The 15,178-nt window shown below is 72.3% G+C and carries 11 protein-coding genes; 4 read left to right on the top strand and 7 right to left on the bottom strand.

All coding sequences use genetic code 11. The features are described from left to right. Window positions 1-2: 2 nt before the first annotated feature. Window positions 3-314 (bottom strand): Rv2175c family DNA-binding protein, encoded by a 312-nt coding sequence (locus tag OF852_RS03990; protein ID WP_271121110.1) that lies wholly within the window; start codon window positions 312-314, stop codon window positions 3-5. A 214-nt stretch (window positions 315-528) separates the two neighbouring features. Here OF852_RS03990 and OF852_RS03995 point away from each other — a divergent pair, with 214 nt between their 5' ends. Beyond that, a complete protein-coding gene (locus tag OF852_RS03995; RefSeq protein ID WP_271120514.1) occupies window positions 529-1,812 on the top strand; it encodes a LysM peptidoglycan-binding domain-containing protein in 1,284 nt (427 codons plus the stop codon). A gap of 97 nt (window positions 1,813-1,909) precedes the next feature. After that, the gene (gene pknB / locus OF852_RS04000; protein WP_442908657.1) at window positions 1,910-3,844 is read left to right on the top strand and encodes a Stk1 family PASTA domain-containing Ser/Thr kinase; all 1,935 of its coding nucleotides are present in this window, start codon (window positions 1,910-1,912) and stop codon (window positions 3,842-3,844) included. Between the two features lie 25 nt (window positions 3,845-3,869). Here the strand turns inward: pknB and OF852_RS04005 are convergent, their stop codons facing one another. The 3 genes from OF852_RS04005 to OF852_RS04015 form a co-directional block, all read right to left on the bottom strand. Next, window positions 3,870-5,249 carry a class II 3-deoxy-7-phosphoheptulonate synthase gene (locus tag OF852_RS04005; RefSeq protein WP_442908645.1) on the bottom strand — a complete coding sequence of 460 codons (1,380 nt, stop codon included), beginning with the start codon at window positions 5,247-5,249 and terminating at the stop codon, window positions 3,870-3,872. Between the two features lie 112 nt (window positions 5,250-5,361). Beyond that, window positions 5,362-6,051 carry a lysophospholipid acyltransferase family protein gene (locus OF852_RS04010; RefSeq protein WP_271120516.1) on the bottom strand — a complete coding sequence of 230 codons (690 nt, stop codon included), beginning with the start codon at window positions 6,049-6,051 and terminating at the stop codon, window positions 5,362-5,364. 8 nt (window positions 6,052-6,059) lie between these two features. Continuing rightward, window positions 6,060-7,013, bottom strand: a complete 954-nt coding sequence (locus OF852_RS04015; RefSeq protein WP_271120517.1) for an ROK family protein — start codon at window positions 7,011-7,013, stop codon at window positions 6,060-6,062. Window positions 7,014-7,102: 89 nt separating this feature from the next. Between OF852_RS04015 and OF852_RS04020 the strand changes: the two genes are divergently transcribed. Beyond that, a complete protein-coding gene (locus tag OF852_RS04020) occupies window positions 7,103-8,929 on the top strand; it encodes an AMP-dependent synthetase/ligase (protein WP_271120518.1) in 1,827 nt (608 codons plus the stop codon). A gap of 81 nt (window positions 8,930-9,010) precedes the next feature. Here the strand turns inward: OF852_RS04020 and OF852_RS04025 are convergent, their stop codons facing one another. From OF852_RS04025 to OF852_RS04035, 3 genes are all read right to left on the bottom strand, one after another. Further along, a complete protein-coding gene (locus tag OF852_RS04025) occupies window positions 9,011-9,517 on the bottom strand; it encodes a peptide deformylase (protein WP_271120519.1) in 507 nt (168 codons plus the stop codon). Window positions 9,518-9,525: 8 nt separating this feature from the next. Next, window positions 9,526-10,779 carry a MinD/ParA family ATP-binding protein gene (locus OF852_RS04030; RefSeq protein WP_271120520.1) on the bottom strand — a complete coding sequence of 418 codons (1,254 nt, stop codon included), beginning with the start codon at window positions 10,777-10,779 and terminating at the stop codon, window positions 9,526-9,528. A gap of 63 nt (window positions 10,780-10,842) precedes the next feature. Continuing rightward, complete coding sequence (locus OF852_RS04035) at window positions 10,843-14,241, bottom strand: pyruvate carboxylase (protein WP_271120521.1); 3,399 nt, start codon at window positions 14,239-14,241, stop codon at window positions 10,843-10,845. Window positions 14,242-14,351: 110 nt separating this feature from the next. On the opposite strand from OF852_RS04035, the gene OF852_RS04040 reads away from it, so the two are divergent. Further along, on the top strand, window positions 14,352-15,176 hold the full coding sequence (locus OF852_RS04040) for a ParA family protein (RefSeq protein ID WP_271120522.1): 825 nt from the start codon (window positions 14,352-14,354) through the stop codon (window positions 15,174-15,176). Window positions 15,177-15,178 lie beyond the last annotated feature (2 nt).

The raw sequence follows: 15,178 nt of genomic DNA on the forward strand, positions 1-15,178 counted from the left end.
GCTCAGAAGCCGAGCGCCTGCGCGACCCGGCGCACCTCGGCCTTGCGGCCGGCGAGCAGCGCCTCGATGGGCGGCACGTCGCCGAGGCTGCCCTCGGGCGAGGTGAGCCAGCGGACGATCTCGTCGTCGTCGAAGCCCGCATCCCCGAGGACCAGGACGGTGCCGCGGAGCTCGGGGAGCGGCTCGCCATCCCGGAGGAAGGCGGCGGGGACGCGGAGCGCGCCGTCGACGCGCGTCGCGACGAGGCGGCGCTCCTCGATGAGCCGGTGCACGCGGCCCGGGGAGATGCCGAGGAGCTCGACGAGCTCGGCCATGCCGAGCCAGGCGCTGGGTTCGAGGGTGGTCACGCGACCAGCCTGCCACGCGGCGACGCGCTCGGGGCGCGGGGGGCGACTGACGAGGTCACATCAGTCACGTCAGTAACATCAATCACGCAAATCACGTGGATTGACACTGTTAAACAACTGTGACAGCGTTGGGGGCTGAATCGACGATCGACGTCCCGGGGGCGGGGAGCGAGGGGCAGACATGCGCAACACCGACGAGATCGCGACGACGAGCGGCTCCGCCGCCTTCGCGCGCAGCCGCTGGAACCGCGGCCTCATGACCACCATGCCGCTCGTCATCGCCGGGGCCATGACCGTCACGGGCCTCACCGGCCCGCTCGAGCCCGCCGCCGCATCCCCGAAGAAGCCCGAGCGCCCGCGCGGCCAGATCCGCCCCGCCGCGGCCCCCGCGCCGGCGGTCGCGCCGAGCGAGGTCCGCGAGGCCGCCCGTCCCGCGCTGCCCGCGAGCCACCGCGTCACCGCCGGCGACACCGTCTCGAGCATCGCGGGCCGCTACGGCCTCTCGACCGCCTCCGTCCTCGCCATGAACGGCCTCGGCTGGAAGTCGCTCATCTTCCCCGGCCAGGTGCTCAAGCTCGGCGGCCAGGCCGCGGGCGCCGGGTCGGGCACCGCCGCGACCAAGCCGGCGACCGCCGCCGTCACGACGGCCGGCGGCAGCTACACGATCCGCTCCGGCGACACCGTGTCGAGGATCGCCGCGCGCTTCGGCACCACGACGAAGGCCGTGCTCGACGCGAACGGCCTCAAGGCGACGAGCATCATCTACCCCGGCCAGCGGATCCGCATCCCCGCGAGCGGCGGCGCGACCGCCACCACCGGTGCGACGGGCGGCAGCGGCTCGACCGGCACCTCGGCCACGAGCTACACGATCCGCTCGGGCGACACCGTGACCTCCATCGCGAAGCGCTTCGGCGTGCGCGTCGAGGCGCTCCTCGCCGCCAACGGGCTGAAGTCCTCGAGCATCATCTACGCGGGCCGCACCCTCCGCATCCCCGCCAAGGGCGGCACCACGACGACCGGGACGACCAGCGGCACGGACGTCGGCAGCACCGTCACGCCGCTCTCCGCCGAGATGGCCTCGAACGCCCGCGTCATCGTCGCGGTCGGCCGCCAGCTCGGCGTGAGCGACCGCGGGATCGTCATCGCGCTCGCGGCCGCGATGCAGGAGTCCAGCCTGCGCAACATCGACCACGGCGACCGCGACTCGCTCGGCCTCTTCCAGCAGCGCCCGAGCACCGGATGGGGCACGAGGTCGCAGCTCCTCAACCCCGCCCACGCGGCCCGCCTGTTCTACGGCGGCCCGTCGAACCCGAACAAGGGCAAGACGCGCGGCCTGCTCGACATCCGCGGCTGGGAGTCGATGTCGCTCACGAAGGCCGCGCAGGCCGTCCAGATCTCGGCGCACCCGACCGCGTACGCCAAGTGGGAGAAGAGCGCCGCCGCCTGGCTCGCCCAGCTCGGCTGAGCCGTCCGCGCCGCACCGGCGCGCCCCGTGTCGCCCCGAGGACTCGCCAGGCTCCGCGCCTAGACTCGACCCCGTGAGCGTCAACACCTCCGACCCGATGATCGGCCGTCTCATCGACGGCCGGTATCAGGTGCGCTCCCGCATCGCGCGCGGCGGGATGGCGACCGTCTACCTCGCGACCGACCTCCGCCTCGAGCGGCGCGTCGCGATCAAGATCATGCACGGCCATCTGGCCGACGACACGCAGTTCAAGCAGCGGTTCATCCAGGAGGCGCGCTCGGCCGCCCGGCTCGCGCACCCCAACGTCGTCAACGTCTTCGACCAGGGTCAGGACCACGACTCCGCCTACCTCGTCATGGAGTACCTGCCGGGCATCACCCTCCGCGAGCTCCTCCACGACTACGGCGCGCTCACCTCCGAGCAGGCGATCGACATCGCCGAGGCCGTGCTGTCGGGCCTCTCCGCGGCGCACAAGGCCGGCATCGTCCACCGCGACCTCAAGCCCGAGAACGTGCTCCTCGCCGACGACGGCCGCATCAAGATCGGCGACTTCGGCCTCGCGCGCGCCGCGAGCGCGAACACCGCGACCGGCCAGGCCCTGCTCGGCACGATCGCCTACCTCTCCCCCGAGCTCGTCACCCGCGGCGTCGCCGACACCCGCAGCGACATCTACGCCGTCGGGATCATGCTGTTCGAGATGCTCACGGGCGAGCAGCCCTTCAAGGGCGAGCAGCCGATGCAGATCGCCTACCAGCACGCGAACGACTCCGTGCCCCCGCCCAGCCGCCGCAACCCGAAGGTCCCCGCGGAGCTCGACGAGCTCGTGCTCTGGGCGACCGCCCGCGACCCGGAGGAGCGCCCCGTCGACGCCCGCGCACTGCTCGAGCAGCTGCACGAGACCGAGTCGCTCCTCCAGACGGCGCTCCCCACGAGCGCGACCCAGGTGCAGCGCACCATGGTCCTGCCCTCCGCGCCCGCGATGCCCGCGCCCTCCGATCAGGCCACCCAGGTGCTCGGGGGCGCCGGCGCGCTCGTGCCGCAGCAGCACCGCACCGACGAGATCGGCGACAGCACCTCGGCGCTGGCGGTGCAGTCGCGCAAGCGCCGCCGCCGCGGGCCGATCATCATCCTCATCGTGCTGCTGCTCGCGATCGCGGGCGGCGTCGCCGGCTGGTGGTTCAGCGCGGGGCCCGGCGCGCTCGTCGTCGTGCCGCAGGAGATCCGCGGGATGACCTTCGAGGACGCGAAGGCCGAGCTCGAGCAGCGCGGCCTCACGGTCCAGGAGGAGCCCGGCGACGCCGTCTTCGACATCGAGATCGAGCCCGAGCTCGTCGCGCAGTCCGACCCGAGCTTCGGCATCCCCGCCGCGAAGGACGCGCCGATCGTGCTCCACCTCTCCAAGGGGCCCGAGCCGAAGGCGATGACGATCGAGCGCGGGATGCCGGAGCCCGAGGCGCAGGCGATCGTCGACGAGGCGAACTGGACGGCCGAGGAGCCGGATCGGCGCTTCGCGAACAAGGTGCCCGAGGGCCAGGTCATCGACGTGCTCGACGGCGAGGGCGACAGCCTCCTCGAGACGGAGGAGTACGGCGAGGGGCTCCCGGTGCAGCTCGTCGTCTCGCTCGGACCGGTGCCGGACGTGCGCGGGCTCAGCTTCGAGGAGGCCGCCCAGCGGCTCCGGCAGGCCGGTCTCACGGCGGTCGAGGGCGAGCGCCGCTTCTCGAGCGACTACGAGGAGGGGCAGGTCTCGGCGATCGTCACGACGACGGGCGGCACCCAGATCGTGTTCCGCGAGGGCGACCGGATCACGCTCGTCATCTCGCGCGGACCCGACCTCGTCGACATCCCCGATGTCGTCGGCAGCTCGATCAACGATGCCGCCGCCGCGCTCCGCGAGGCCGACTTCGAGGTGCAGATCGAGACCAACGCGCCCGAGGGGCTGTGGGGCATCGCGACCGTGCAGGAGGTCGTGCCGAGTCAGGACGAGCGCGCCGAGCGCGGGGCGACCATCACGATCCGCGCGAACTTCTAGGCGTCTCCGGACGCGCCCGCGGCGGCTACCGGCCCGCGCTCCGCCCGAGCTCCTCGGCGACGAGGAAGGCGAGCTCGAGCGACTGCATGTGGTTCAGACGCGGGTCGCACAGCGACTCGTAGCGGGTCGCGAGGGTCGCCTCGTCGATGTGCTCCGAGCCGCCCAGGCACTCCGTCACGTCGTCGCCCGTGAGCTCGACGTGGATGCCGCCCGGGTGCGTCCCCGCCGCGCGGTGCGCCGCGAAGAAGCCCTGGACCTCGTCCACGACGTCGTCGAAGTTGCGCGTCTTGTAGCCGTTCGGGGTCGTGAGCCCGTTGCCGTGCATCGGATCCGTCACCCAGAGCGGGGTCGCATCCATGCGCGTGATCGCCTCGAGGAGCGGTGGGAGCGCGTCGCGCACCTTGCCGGCGCCCATCCGCGTGATGAAGGTGAGTCGACCCGGCTCGCGCTCGGGATCGAGCTTGTCGATCAGCTGCTCCATCACCTCGGGCGTCGTCGAGGGCCCGAGCTTCACGCCGATGGGATTGCGGATGCGGCTGAAGTAGTCGACGTGCGCGCCGTCGAGCTCGCGCGTGCGCTCCCCGATCCAGAGGAAGTGCGCGCTCGTGTTGACGGGGGTCCCGTTGCGGGAGTCGATGCGGGTCATGGGGCGCTCGTAGTCCATGAGCAGCCCCTCGTGGCCGGTGTAGAACTCGACGCGCTTGAGCTCGTCGAAGTCGGCGCCGGCGGCCTCCATGAACTTCACCGCGCGGTCGATCTCGCGCGCGAGGCCCTCGTAGCGCTGGTTCGCGGGGTTCGCGGCGAAGCCCCGGTTCCAGCTGTGGACCTGGCGCAGGTCGGCGAAGCCGCCCTGCGTGAAGGCGCGGATGAGATTCAGCGTGGAGGCGGCCATGTGGTACCCCTGCAGCAGCCGCTGCGGGTCCGCCGCGCGGCTCTCCGGCGTGAAGTCGTAGCCGTTGACGATGTCGCCGCGGTAGGCGGGCAGCGTCAGCTCGCCCCGGGTCTCGCTGTCGCTCGAGCGCGGCTTCGCGAACTGCCCCGCCATGCGGCCCATCTTCACGACCGGCATGGAGGCGCCGTAGGTCAGCACGACGGCCATCTGGAGCAGGGTCTTCACGCGGTTGCGGATCTGCTCGGCGGTCGCGCCCGCGAAGGTCTCGGCGCAGTCGCCGCCCTGCAGCAGGAAGGCCTCGCCGCGGGCCGCCTTCGCGAGGCGGTCGCGGAGCAGGTCGACCTCGCCGGCGAACACGAGCGGCGGCAGCGTCGCGAGCTCGGCGGAGACGGCCGCCGCGGCGGCCCGATCGGGCCACGCGGGCTGCTGCTTGATCGGGAGACCGCGCCAGTAGTCGAGCCCCTCGACGATCGCGGGATCGGCGACGACGACGGGCTCGGACGGGTCTGACACGGGGGTCCTCCGGAGGGGCGGGTGATGCGGGATGCGGGCGCGGGCGCCAGGAGACCGAGCCTAGTGGAGCGGGCAGGGCCCCGCTGACGCGCCCTCGCGGCACCCGCCTCCCTCAGCGGCGCTTGGCGGGCCGACGCGCCTTGACGCTCGTCGCATACACGTCGGCGTACTCCTGCCCGGAGATGCGCGAGAGCTCGTACATGATCTCGTCGGTGATCGAGCGGAGCACGAAGCGGTCGCCCTCGAGCCCCTCGAAGCGGGAGAAGTCGAGCGGCTCGCCGAAGACGATCCCGATGCGGCGCACCTTCGGCAGCTTCGTGCCGGTCGGCATCGCCTTCTCGGTGTCGATCATCGCGACCGGCACCACCTGCGCGCCCGACTCGAGGATCATGCGCGCGACGCCCGTGCGCCCGCGGTAGAGCCGGCCGTCGGGGCTGCGGGTGCCCTCGGGGTAGATGCCGAGCTGCCCGCCCGCCGAGAGCACCTCGAGCCCCGTGCTGAGGGAGGCCTCGCTCGCCTTGCCGCCCGAGCGGTCGATCGGTAGCTGGCCGATGCCGAGGAAGAACTGCTTCACGAGCCAGCCCTTGAGGCCGCGGCCCGTGAAGTACTCGCTCTTCGCGAGGAAGCGGATCGGGCGGTCCACGACGAGCGGCAGGAACACGGAGTCGATGAAGGAGAGGTGGTTCGAGGCGTAGATGACGGCGCCCGATCGCGGGACGTTCTCGACGCCGCGGAGGCGGGGACGGAACACCGTGAGCGCGAAGGGCCCCACGATGAGGTTCTTGAGCAGCCAGTAGAACATCGCTCTCCCTACCGGTCGCCCGAGTGGATGCGCGCGAGATCGGCCGCGCCGACGACGCCCGCGTCGTTGACGAGCTCCGCGACCAGGAAGACCGGCTCCGGATGGTAGCCGCGGGCCGGGAGGTGCGCGAGATAGGACTCCCGCACCGGGTGGAGGAGCCGCTCCCCCGCCGCCGCGACGCCGCCGCCGAAGACGAAGATCTGCGGGTCGAGGACGGCGCTCAGCGAGGCGCAGGCCTGTCCGAGCCAGCCGCCGAGCTCGCGCAGCGCCGCGAGCGCGCCGGGGTCCTCCTGCACGATGAGGCCGCCGACGGCATCCCCGTCGAGCCGCCCGCCCCGCTCCTCGCGGGCCGCGGCCAGCGCCTGCCCGATGCCGCCCGCATCCGCGATCTCGCCCGCCATGCGCAGCAGAGCCCGGCCCGAGCCGTACTGCTCGATGCAGCCGCGCGCGCCGCACCCGCACGGGAGGCCGTTCGGGACGACCCGGAGGTGGCCGATCTCGCCCGCCGAGCCGAAGCCGCCGCGCAGCAGCCGGTCGCCGACGACGACCGCGCCGCCGACGCCCGTGCCGATCGTGAGCATCGTCATGTCGCTCGACATGCGCCCGGCCCCGAAGCGGAACTCCGCCCAGCCGGCCGCGTTGGCGTCGTTGTCGATCGTGATGTCGAGGTGCGGGAGCAGCGCCGCGAGACGGCGCTGCACGGGCTCGTTCCGCCACGCGATGTTGGGGGTGTAGTACACGGTCGACTGCGCGGCGTCGATGAAGCCGGGCGCCGCGACGCCGGCCGCCCGCACGGGATGCCGCGCCTCGAGGCCGCGGATCATGTCGACGACGGCATCCACGATCGCGTCGGGGTCCCCCGCGGGCGTCGGCCGGCGGTCCTCCGCGAGGATCTCGCCGAGCTCCGTGACGACGGCTCCGGCGATCTTCGTCCCGCCGATGTCGATTCCGATTGCGTGCACGGATCACGAGTCTAGGGCGCGCGGGCCCGGATGCGACCTCCCCGGTACGATGGAGCATCCGAACGCCGTCCGGTACCGAAGGAGCTGCCGTGCACGAATCCGAGACCACCGCCCTCGTCCAGCCCGATCCCGAGGCGAACGCGACCGATCTCCTGCTCGACCGTCTCCGGGCGAGCCCCGACAGCGCGCTCTTCTCGCTCCCGACCGCCGAGGGCGGCTGGAGCGACGTCAGCGTGCGCGAGTTCCACGACCAGGTGGTCGAGCTCGCGAAGGGACTCATCGCCGCCGGCATCCAGCCCGGCGAGAAGATCGGCTTCATGTGCCGCACGCGGTACGAGTGGACGCTCGTCGACTTCGCGACCTGGTTCGCGGGGGCCGTGCTCGTCCCCGTCTACGAGACCTCCTCCCCCGCGCAGATCCAGTTCAACCTCGCCGACTCCGGCGCCACCGCGCTCATCCTCGAGACGGCGGAGCACTTCACGCGCTTCGACGAGGTGCGCGCAGAGCTCCCCGAGGTGGCCAAGGTGTGGCAGGTCGAGCTCGGGGATCTCGACAAGCTCCGCGCGGGCGGCGCCGGCATCGCCGACGAGGAGGTCGAGCAGCGCCGCTCGGCCGCCGTCGGCTCCGACCTCGCGACGCTCATCTACACCTCCGGCTCCACGGGCCGCCCGAAGGGCTGCATCATCACCCACGCGAACTTCGTCGAGCTGACGCGCAACGCCGAGGTCGCGATGAAGGAGATCCTCGCGCCGGGCTCCTCGACCCTGCTCTTCATCACGACCGCGCACGTCTTCGCGCGATTCATCTCCGTGCTCTGCGTCTACGGCGGCGTCAAGGTCGGCCACCAGGCCGACACGAAGCAGCTGCTGCCCGCGCTCGGCAGCTTCAAGCCGAGCTTCCTGCTCGCGGTCCCGCGCGTCTTCGAGAAGGTCTACAACTCCTCCGAGCAGAAGGCCGAGGCCGGCGGGAAGGGGAGGATCTTCCACGCCGCGGCCGAGACCGCGATCGCGCACTCCAAGGCGCTCGACGCCGGTGCCGTCCCGCTGGGACTGCGCCTGCGGTTCGCGCTCTTCGACAAGCTCGTGTACTCGAAGCTCAAGGCGGCGATGGGCGGTCGGGTGGTCTACGCCGTCTCGGGCTCGGCGCCGCTCGGCACCCGCCTCGGCCACTTCTTCCGCAGCATGGGCATCCGCGTGCTCGAGGGCTACGGCCTCACCGAGACGACGGCCCCCGCGACGGTCAACCTCGTCGAGCGGTTCAAGATCGGCACCGTCGGCCCGGCGCTCCCGGGCGTCGGCCTCAGGATCGCGGAGGACGGCGAGGTGCTCGTCAAGGGCATCAACGTCTTCGGCGGCTACTGGAACAACGCGGAGGCGACGGCCGAGGTCTTCGACGGCGACTGGTTCAAGACGGGCGACCTGGGTGCGCTCGATGAGGACGGCTACCTCACCATCACCGGCCGCAAGAAGGAGATCATCGTCACGGCGGGCGGCAAGAACGTCGCCCCCGCCGGGCTCGAGGACCCGATCCGCGCGAACCCGCTCATCGGCCAGGTCGTCGCGGTGGGCGACCAGAAGCCCTTCATCTCGGCGCTCGTGACCCTCGACCCCGAGATGCTGCCGGTCTGGCTCAACAACAACGGCGAGGCGGCCGACATGGCGCTCGAGGAGGCGGCGACGCATCCGAAGGTGATCGCCGAGGTCCAGAAGGCGGTCGACGTCGCGAACGGGCGCGTCTCGCGGGCGGAGTCGATCCGCAAGTTCGTGATCCTCCCGACCGAGTTCACCGAGGCGAGCGGTCACCTGACGCCCAAGATGAGCATCAAGCGGGGCGTCATCCTCAAGGACTTCGCGCCGGTCATCGAGTCGATGTACGCGAACGACGCGGAGACCCGCGGTCAGTCGCTCGTGCACTAGGCGGCTCGGCCCCGCCGTCGCGACGGCGTCGTGCGCTCCCGCCGAGGCGGGGCGCAGGGCGCCCGCCCGCCGTTCCGGCCGCTACTCGACGGAGCGCCCGAACCACTCCGCCTGACGGACGGCGCGCATCGCCTCCCGCTTCGTCTCCGGCTCGAGACCCTCGATGTAGAGCTTCCCGTCGAGGTGGTCGGTCTCGTGCTGGAGCGCCTGAGCCATGAGCCCCGCCCCCTCGAGGACGATCTCCTCGCCCGCGAGATCGAGCCCGCGCACCTTCGCGTAGGGGTGGCGCATCCGCGGGAAGTAGAAGCCCGGCACCGAGAGGCAGCCCTCGTCGACGAGCGCCGGCTCGCCGCCGAGCTCGACGATCTCGGGGTTGAGCACGTAGTCGATGCGGCCGTCGACGTTGACCGTGAAGGCGCGGAGCCCCACGCCGATCTGATTCGCCGCGACGCCCGCGCGGCCCTCGAGGGCGACGCTGTCGACGAGATCCTCGACGAGTCCCGCGTTGCCGGGTGCGCCGATGCGCACCGGGTCGGTGACGGAGCGGAGGACGGGGTCGCCGAAGAGGCGGATGGGGCGCACGGCCATGTGGAGGGTCAGTCTCTCTCGGTCGGGATCCCGTCCATCACGACGGCGGCGAGGTGCCTCGCCGACTCGCGGGTGAACGGGCGGAGCAGGTGATACCGGATCACGGAGCCCGCGGCGAGCTCGGGGTCGTAGGGGATGCGGACGACCTCGCGCACGCGGGAGCGGAAGTGGGCCTCGATCTCGTCGAGCCGGGCGAGCTTCGTGCCGGGGGTGGCGGTGTTGAGCGCGACGACCGCGCCGCGGACGAGCTGCCCCGCGCCGTTGGCCTCGAGCCAGGTGAGCGTCTCGGAGGCGAGACGCGCCTCGTCGATGCTGCCGCCCGAGACCACGACGATCGCGTCCGCGCGCTGCAGGGTCGGCCGCATGACCGAGTGCACGATGCCGGTGCCGCAGTCGGTGAGCACGACGCCCGCGACACGCGCGGCGACATCCGCGACGACGTTGTAGCCGTCCTCGTCGAAGGCCTCGCCGAGCAGCGGATCGGCGTCGCTCGCCACGACCTCGAGCCCGGTCTCGTCGCGCGAGACGTGCGCGGAGAGGGCCTCGGGGCTCGTGAGGCTCGGGGCGAGCTCGATGAGCTGCCGCACGGTCGATCGCGTCTGTCGCGCGACGCGCTCCGCGAGCGTGCCGCGGTCGGGGTTCGCGTCGATCGCGATGACCCGGTCCTCGCGCACGTCGGAGAGCGCCATCCCGAGCAGCGTCGTGATGGTCGTCTTGCCGACGCCGCCCTTGCGCGTCAGGATCGGCACGTAGCGGGTGCCGTCGGCGAAGGGCTTCGCGATGCGCGCGTCGAGCGCCTTGCGGGCGCGGACGGGCGCCGAGTCGCCGAGGTTCACGAGGCGCAGCGTGGCTGCGTAGACCAGGTGCCGCCAGAAGCCCTCGGGCGCGGGAGGCCGGCCTGGCCTCGTCGGCGCGGCGGGCCTGCGCGCGCGGGTGCGCGGCGCCGCGTCGCGGTCCGGCCGCACATCGTCCGGAAGCGGCGGGATGCGGGAGGGCGCGGGCGCGGGCGCCTCGCTCCGGGGACGCGGCGGCGGGATCGTGATCGAGCTCGTGCCGCCGGGTGCGGGAGCGCTCGGGGTCACGGCCACGTCGGCGATCACGAGATGGCGCTCGTCCTCCGGCGTCTCATGGACCTCCGCGGGCAGCTCGACGGCGATCGTGAGGCTCTCGGGGATCGCGATCGAGATGCCCGCGTCGCCCGAGGGCTCCGCGAGGTCTCCGTCGGAGTCCGCGCCGGGGCGCGGCGGACGGTCATCGGACACGGTCGACCTCACCTCCTGCGGAGCCGACCCAGTCTAGACCCGGCCGCCCGCGCGGCCCGGGGCTCACTCGACGACGACGAGCAGGTCTCCCGCGTCGACCTGCTGGGTGGTCGGGATCGCGAGCCGGCGGACGGTGCCGCCGACCGGGCTCGTGATCGCGGCCTCCATCTTCATGGCCTCGATCGAGGCGACCGGCGCTCCGGCCTCCACGACATCCCCCTCGGCGACCTTGAGGGTCACGACGCCCGAGAACGGGGCCGCCACCTGCCCGGGCTTCGAGGCGTCGGCCTTCTCGGCGCTCGTGACCTCGACCTCGATCGAGCGGTCGCGGACGAAGACGGGGCGGAGCTGGCCGTTGAGCGTCGTCATGACGGTCCGCATGCCCTTCTCGTCCGCCTCGCCGATCGCCTCGAGCCCGACGAAGAGCTGGACGCCGCGCGAGATCTCGACGACGTGCTCGACCCCCGGGCGCAGCCCGTAGAGGTAGTCGAGGGTGTCGACGACCGAGAGGTCCCCGAAGAGCTCCCGCATCTGCTCGAACTGCTTCGTCGGCTCGGCGAAGAGGAGGCGGTTGAGCGTCGTGCGGCGCTCCGCCGGCTCCCCCGCGAGGGCGGCGAGGTCGGTCTCGGAGACCGCCTCGACGCCGGCCTTCACGTCGCGCCCCTCGAGCACCTTCGAGCGGAAGGGCTCCGGCCAGCCGCCGGGCAGGTCGCCGAGCTCGCCGGCCATGAAGCCGATCACCGAGTCGGGGATGTCGTACTTCTGCGGGTTCCGCTCGAAGTCGGCCGGGTCCGCGTCCGCCGCGACGAGCGCGAGGGCGAGGTCGCCGACGACCTTGGAGGACGGCGTCACCTTCGGCGGGCGGCCGAGCATCTCGGAGGCCGCCGCGTAGTAGTCCTCGATCTTCTCGAAGTGGTCGGCCAGGCCGAGCGCGATCGCCTGCTGGCGCAGGTTCGAGAGCTGCCCGCCCGGGATCTCGTGCTTGTAGACCCGGCCGGTCGGGCCCGGGAGCCCGGACTCGAAGGGCTTGTAGGCGCCGCGCACGGCCTCCCAGTAGGGCTCGAGGTCGCTCACGGCCTGCAGCGGGATGCCGGTGTCGCGCTCGGTGTGCGCGGTCGCGGCGATGAGCGCGGAGGCCGAGGGCTGGCTCGTCGTGCCGGCCATCGGCGCGCTCGCGACATCCACCGCGTCCACGCCGACCCGGCTGGCCGCGAGGAGCGTCGCGAGCTGGCCGCCCGCCGTGTCGTGGGTGTGCAGGTGCACGGGCAGCTCGAACCGGTCGCGGAGGGCCGTGACGAGCTGCTCGGCGGCGCCGGCGCGCAGCAGACCCGCCATGTCCTTGATCGCGAGGACGTGGGCGCCCGCATCGACGATCTGCTCCGCGAGGCGGAGGTAGTAGTCGAGCGTGTAGAGGTCCTCGGCCGGGTCGAGCAGGTCGCCCGTGTAGCAGAGCGCGACCTCGGCGACGCTCGTGCCCGTCTCGAGCACGGCGTCGATCGCGGGGCGCATCTGGTCGACGTCGTTGAGGGCGTCGAAGATGCGGAAGACGTCGACGCCCGTCGCGGTCGCCTCGCGCACGAAGGAGGAGGTCACCTCGGTCGGGTACGGGGTGTAGCCGACCGTGTTGCGGCCGCGCAGCAGCATCTGGATCGCGACGTTCGGGAGCGCCTCGCGCATGGCGCCGAGCCGCTCCCAGGGGTCCTCGCCGAGGAAGCGGAGGGCGACGTCGTAGGTCGCGCCGCCCCAGGCCTCGACCGAGAGCAGCTGCGGGGTCATCCGCGCGACGTGCGGCATCACCGCGACGAGGTCGCGGGTGCGCACGCGCGTCGCGAGGAGCGACTGGTGCGCGTCGCGGAAGGTCGTGTCGGTGACGGCGAGGGCGGTCTGCTGGCGGAGCGCCGCGGCGAAGCCGGCGGGACCGAGCTCCTGGAGGCGCTGGCGGGATCCCGCCGGCGCCGGCTGCTCGAGATCGAGCGCGGGGAGCTTGAGCGCGGGGTCGATCGCGTGGCCGAGGGCGCCGTTCGGCTGGTTGACCGTGACGTCGGCCAGCCAGTTGAGCACCTTCGTGCCGCGGTCGCGCGACTCGCGACCGCGGAGGAGCTCGGGACGCTCCTCGATGAAGAGCGTCGAGAGGTCGCCGCGGATGAAGGCCGGGTCGTCGAGCACGGCCCGCACGAAGGGGATGTTCGTGGAGACGCCGCGGATGCGGAACTCGTCGAGACCGCGCCGAGCGCGCGCGACGGCGGCCGGGAAGTCGCGGCCGCGCACCGTCATCTTCGCGAGCATGGAGTCGAAGTGCGGGCTGATCTGGGCGCCCGTCTGCACCGTGCCGCCGTCGAGGCGGATGCCGGCGCCGCCCGGCGAGCGGTAGGTCGTGATCTTGCCGGTGTCGGGACGGAAGCCGTCGGCCGGGTCCTCCGTCGTGATGCGGGCCTGGATCGCCGCCCCGCGCAGGTGCACGGTCTCGGGGCCGAGCCCGAGCTCGGCGAGCGTCGCGCCCGCGGCGATGCGCATCTGCGACTGCACGAGGTCGACGTCCGTGACCTCCTCGGTCACGGTGTGCTCGACCTGGATGCGCGGGTTCATCTCGATGAAGACGTGCTCGCCCTTGCGATCGCCCGCCGTGTCGAGCAGGAACTCGACGGTGCCCGCGTTGACGTAGCCGATCGACTCGGCGAAGGCGATCGCGTCGCGGTACAGCGCGTCGCGGGTCGCCTGGTCGAGGTTCGGCGCGGGCGCGATCTCGATGACCTTCTGGTTGCGGCGCTGCACCGAGCAGTCGCGCTCGAAGAGGTGCATCGTGTGCCCCGAGGCGTCGGCGAGGATCTGGACCTCGATGTGCCGGGGGCGGATGACCGCCTGCTCGAGGAACATGGTCGCGTCGCCGAAGGCGCTGTCGGCCTCGCGCATGGCGGCCTCGAGCGCCTCGCGGAGGTCCTCGCGGCGCTCGACACGGCGCATGCCGCGCCCGCCGCCGCCCGCGACCGCCTTCGCGAAGACGGGGAAGCCGATGCGGTCCGCCTCGCTGAGGAGAAGCTCGATATCGGTCGTCGCGGGGCTCGAGTCGAGCACCGGCACGCCCGCGTCGATCGCGTGCTGCTTCGCGGTGACCTTGTTGCCCGCCATCTCGAGCACGTGCTCGGGCGGGCCGATGAAGGTGATGCCCGCCTCGGCCGCCGCGTGGGCGAGGTCCGGATTCTCGGAGAGGAAGCCGTAGCCGGGGTAGATGGCGTCGGCACCCGACTCCCTCGCGACCCGGATGATCTCCGAGACGTCGAGGTAGGCGCGGACGGGGTGGCCCTTCTCCCCGATGAGGTACGCCTCGTCCGCCTTCAGGCGGTGCATCGAGTTGCGGTCCTCGTACGGATAGACGGCGACCGTCTTGGCCCCGAGCTCATAGGCGGCGCGGAAGGCGCGGATCGCGATCTCACCGCGATTGGCAACCAGGATCTTCTCGAACATCGATTCCTCTCGACCCCCCAAGCCTAGGGGCGCGCGACCGGGTCTCCACGCCATCCCCCGTCGTTATCAACTTGTGTTCTTTCAGGCAGGCCGCGGTAGTGTCTTTCTTCGTGCACGTACTCAGCGTCAGCTCCCTGAAGGGGGGCGTGGGAAAGACCACCGTGACGCTCGGGCTCGCCTCGGCGGCCTTCGCGAAGGGCCTCAAGACGCTCGTCGTGGATCTGGACCCGCAGTCGGATGTCTCGACCGGCATGGACATCGCGGTCGCCGGCCACCTCAACGTCGCCGACGTCCTCGCCTCGCCGAAGGAGAAGATCGTCCGCTCGGCGATCGCCCCGAGCGGCTGGACCCGTGGTCGCAGCGGGACGATCGACGTCCTCATCGGCTCCCCCTCCGCCATCAACTTCGACGGGCCGCACCCCTCGATCCGCGACATCTGGAAGCTCGAGGAGGCGCTCGCGCACGTCGAGAGCGAGTACGAGCTGGTCCTCATCGACTGCGCGCCCTCGCTCAACGCGCTCACCCGCACCGCCTGGGCCGCGAGCGACCGCGTCGCCGTCGTGACGGAGCCGGGCCTCTTCTCGGTCGCCGCCGCCGACCGCGCGCTCCGCGCGATCGAGGAGATCCGCCGCGGTCTCTCCCCCCGCCTCCAGCCGCTCGGCATCATCGTGAACCGCGCGCGGGTGCAGTCGCTCGAGCACCAGTTCCGCATCAAGGAGCTGCGCGACATGTTCGGCCCGCTCGTGCTCTCGCCGCAGCTGCCGGAGCGCACCTCGCTGCAGCAGGCGCAGGGCGCCGCGAAGCCGCTCCACGTCTGGCCCGGCGAGAGCGCGCAGGAGATGGCGCACCACTTCGACGTGTTGCTCGACCGGGTGCTGCGCACGGCGCGGATCGGGATCCCCGCGGGCGCCGCCGCGGCGCCGCCGCAGGGCTGACG

This window comes from Homoserinibacter sp. YIM 151385 (assembly GCF_027912415.1).
Classification (GTDB): Bacteria; Actinomycetota; Actinomycetes; order Actinomycetales; family Microbacteriaceae; genus Schumannella.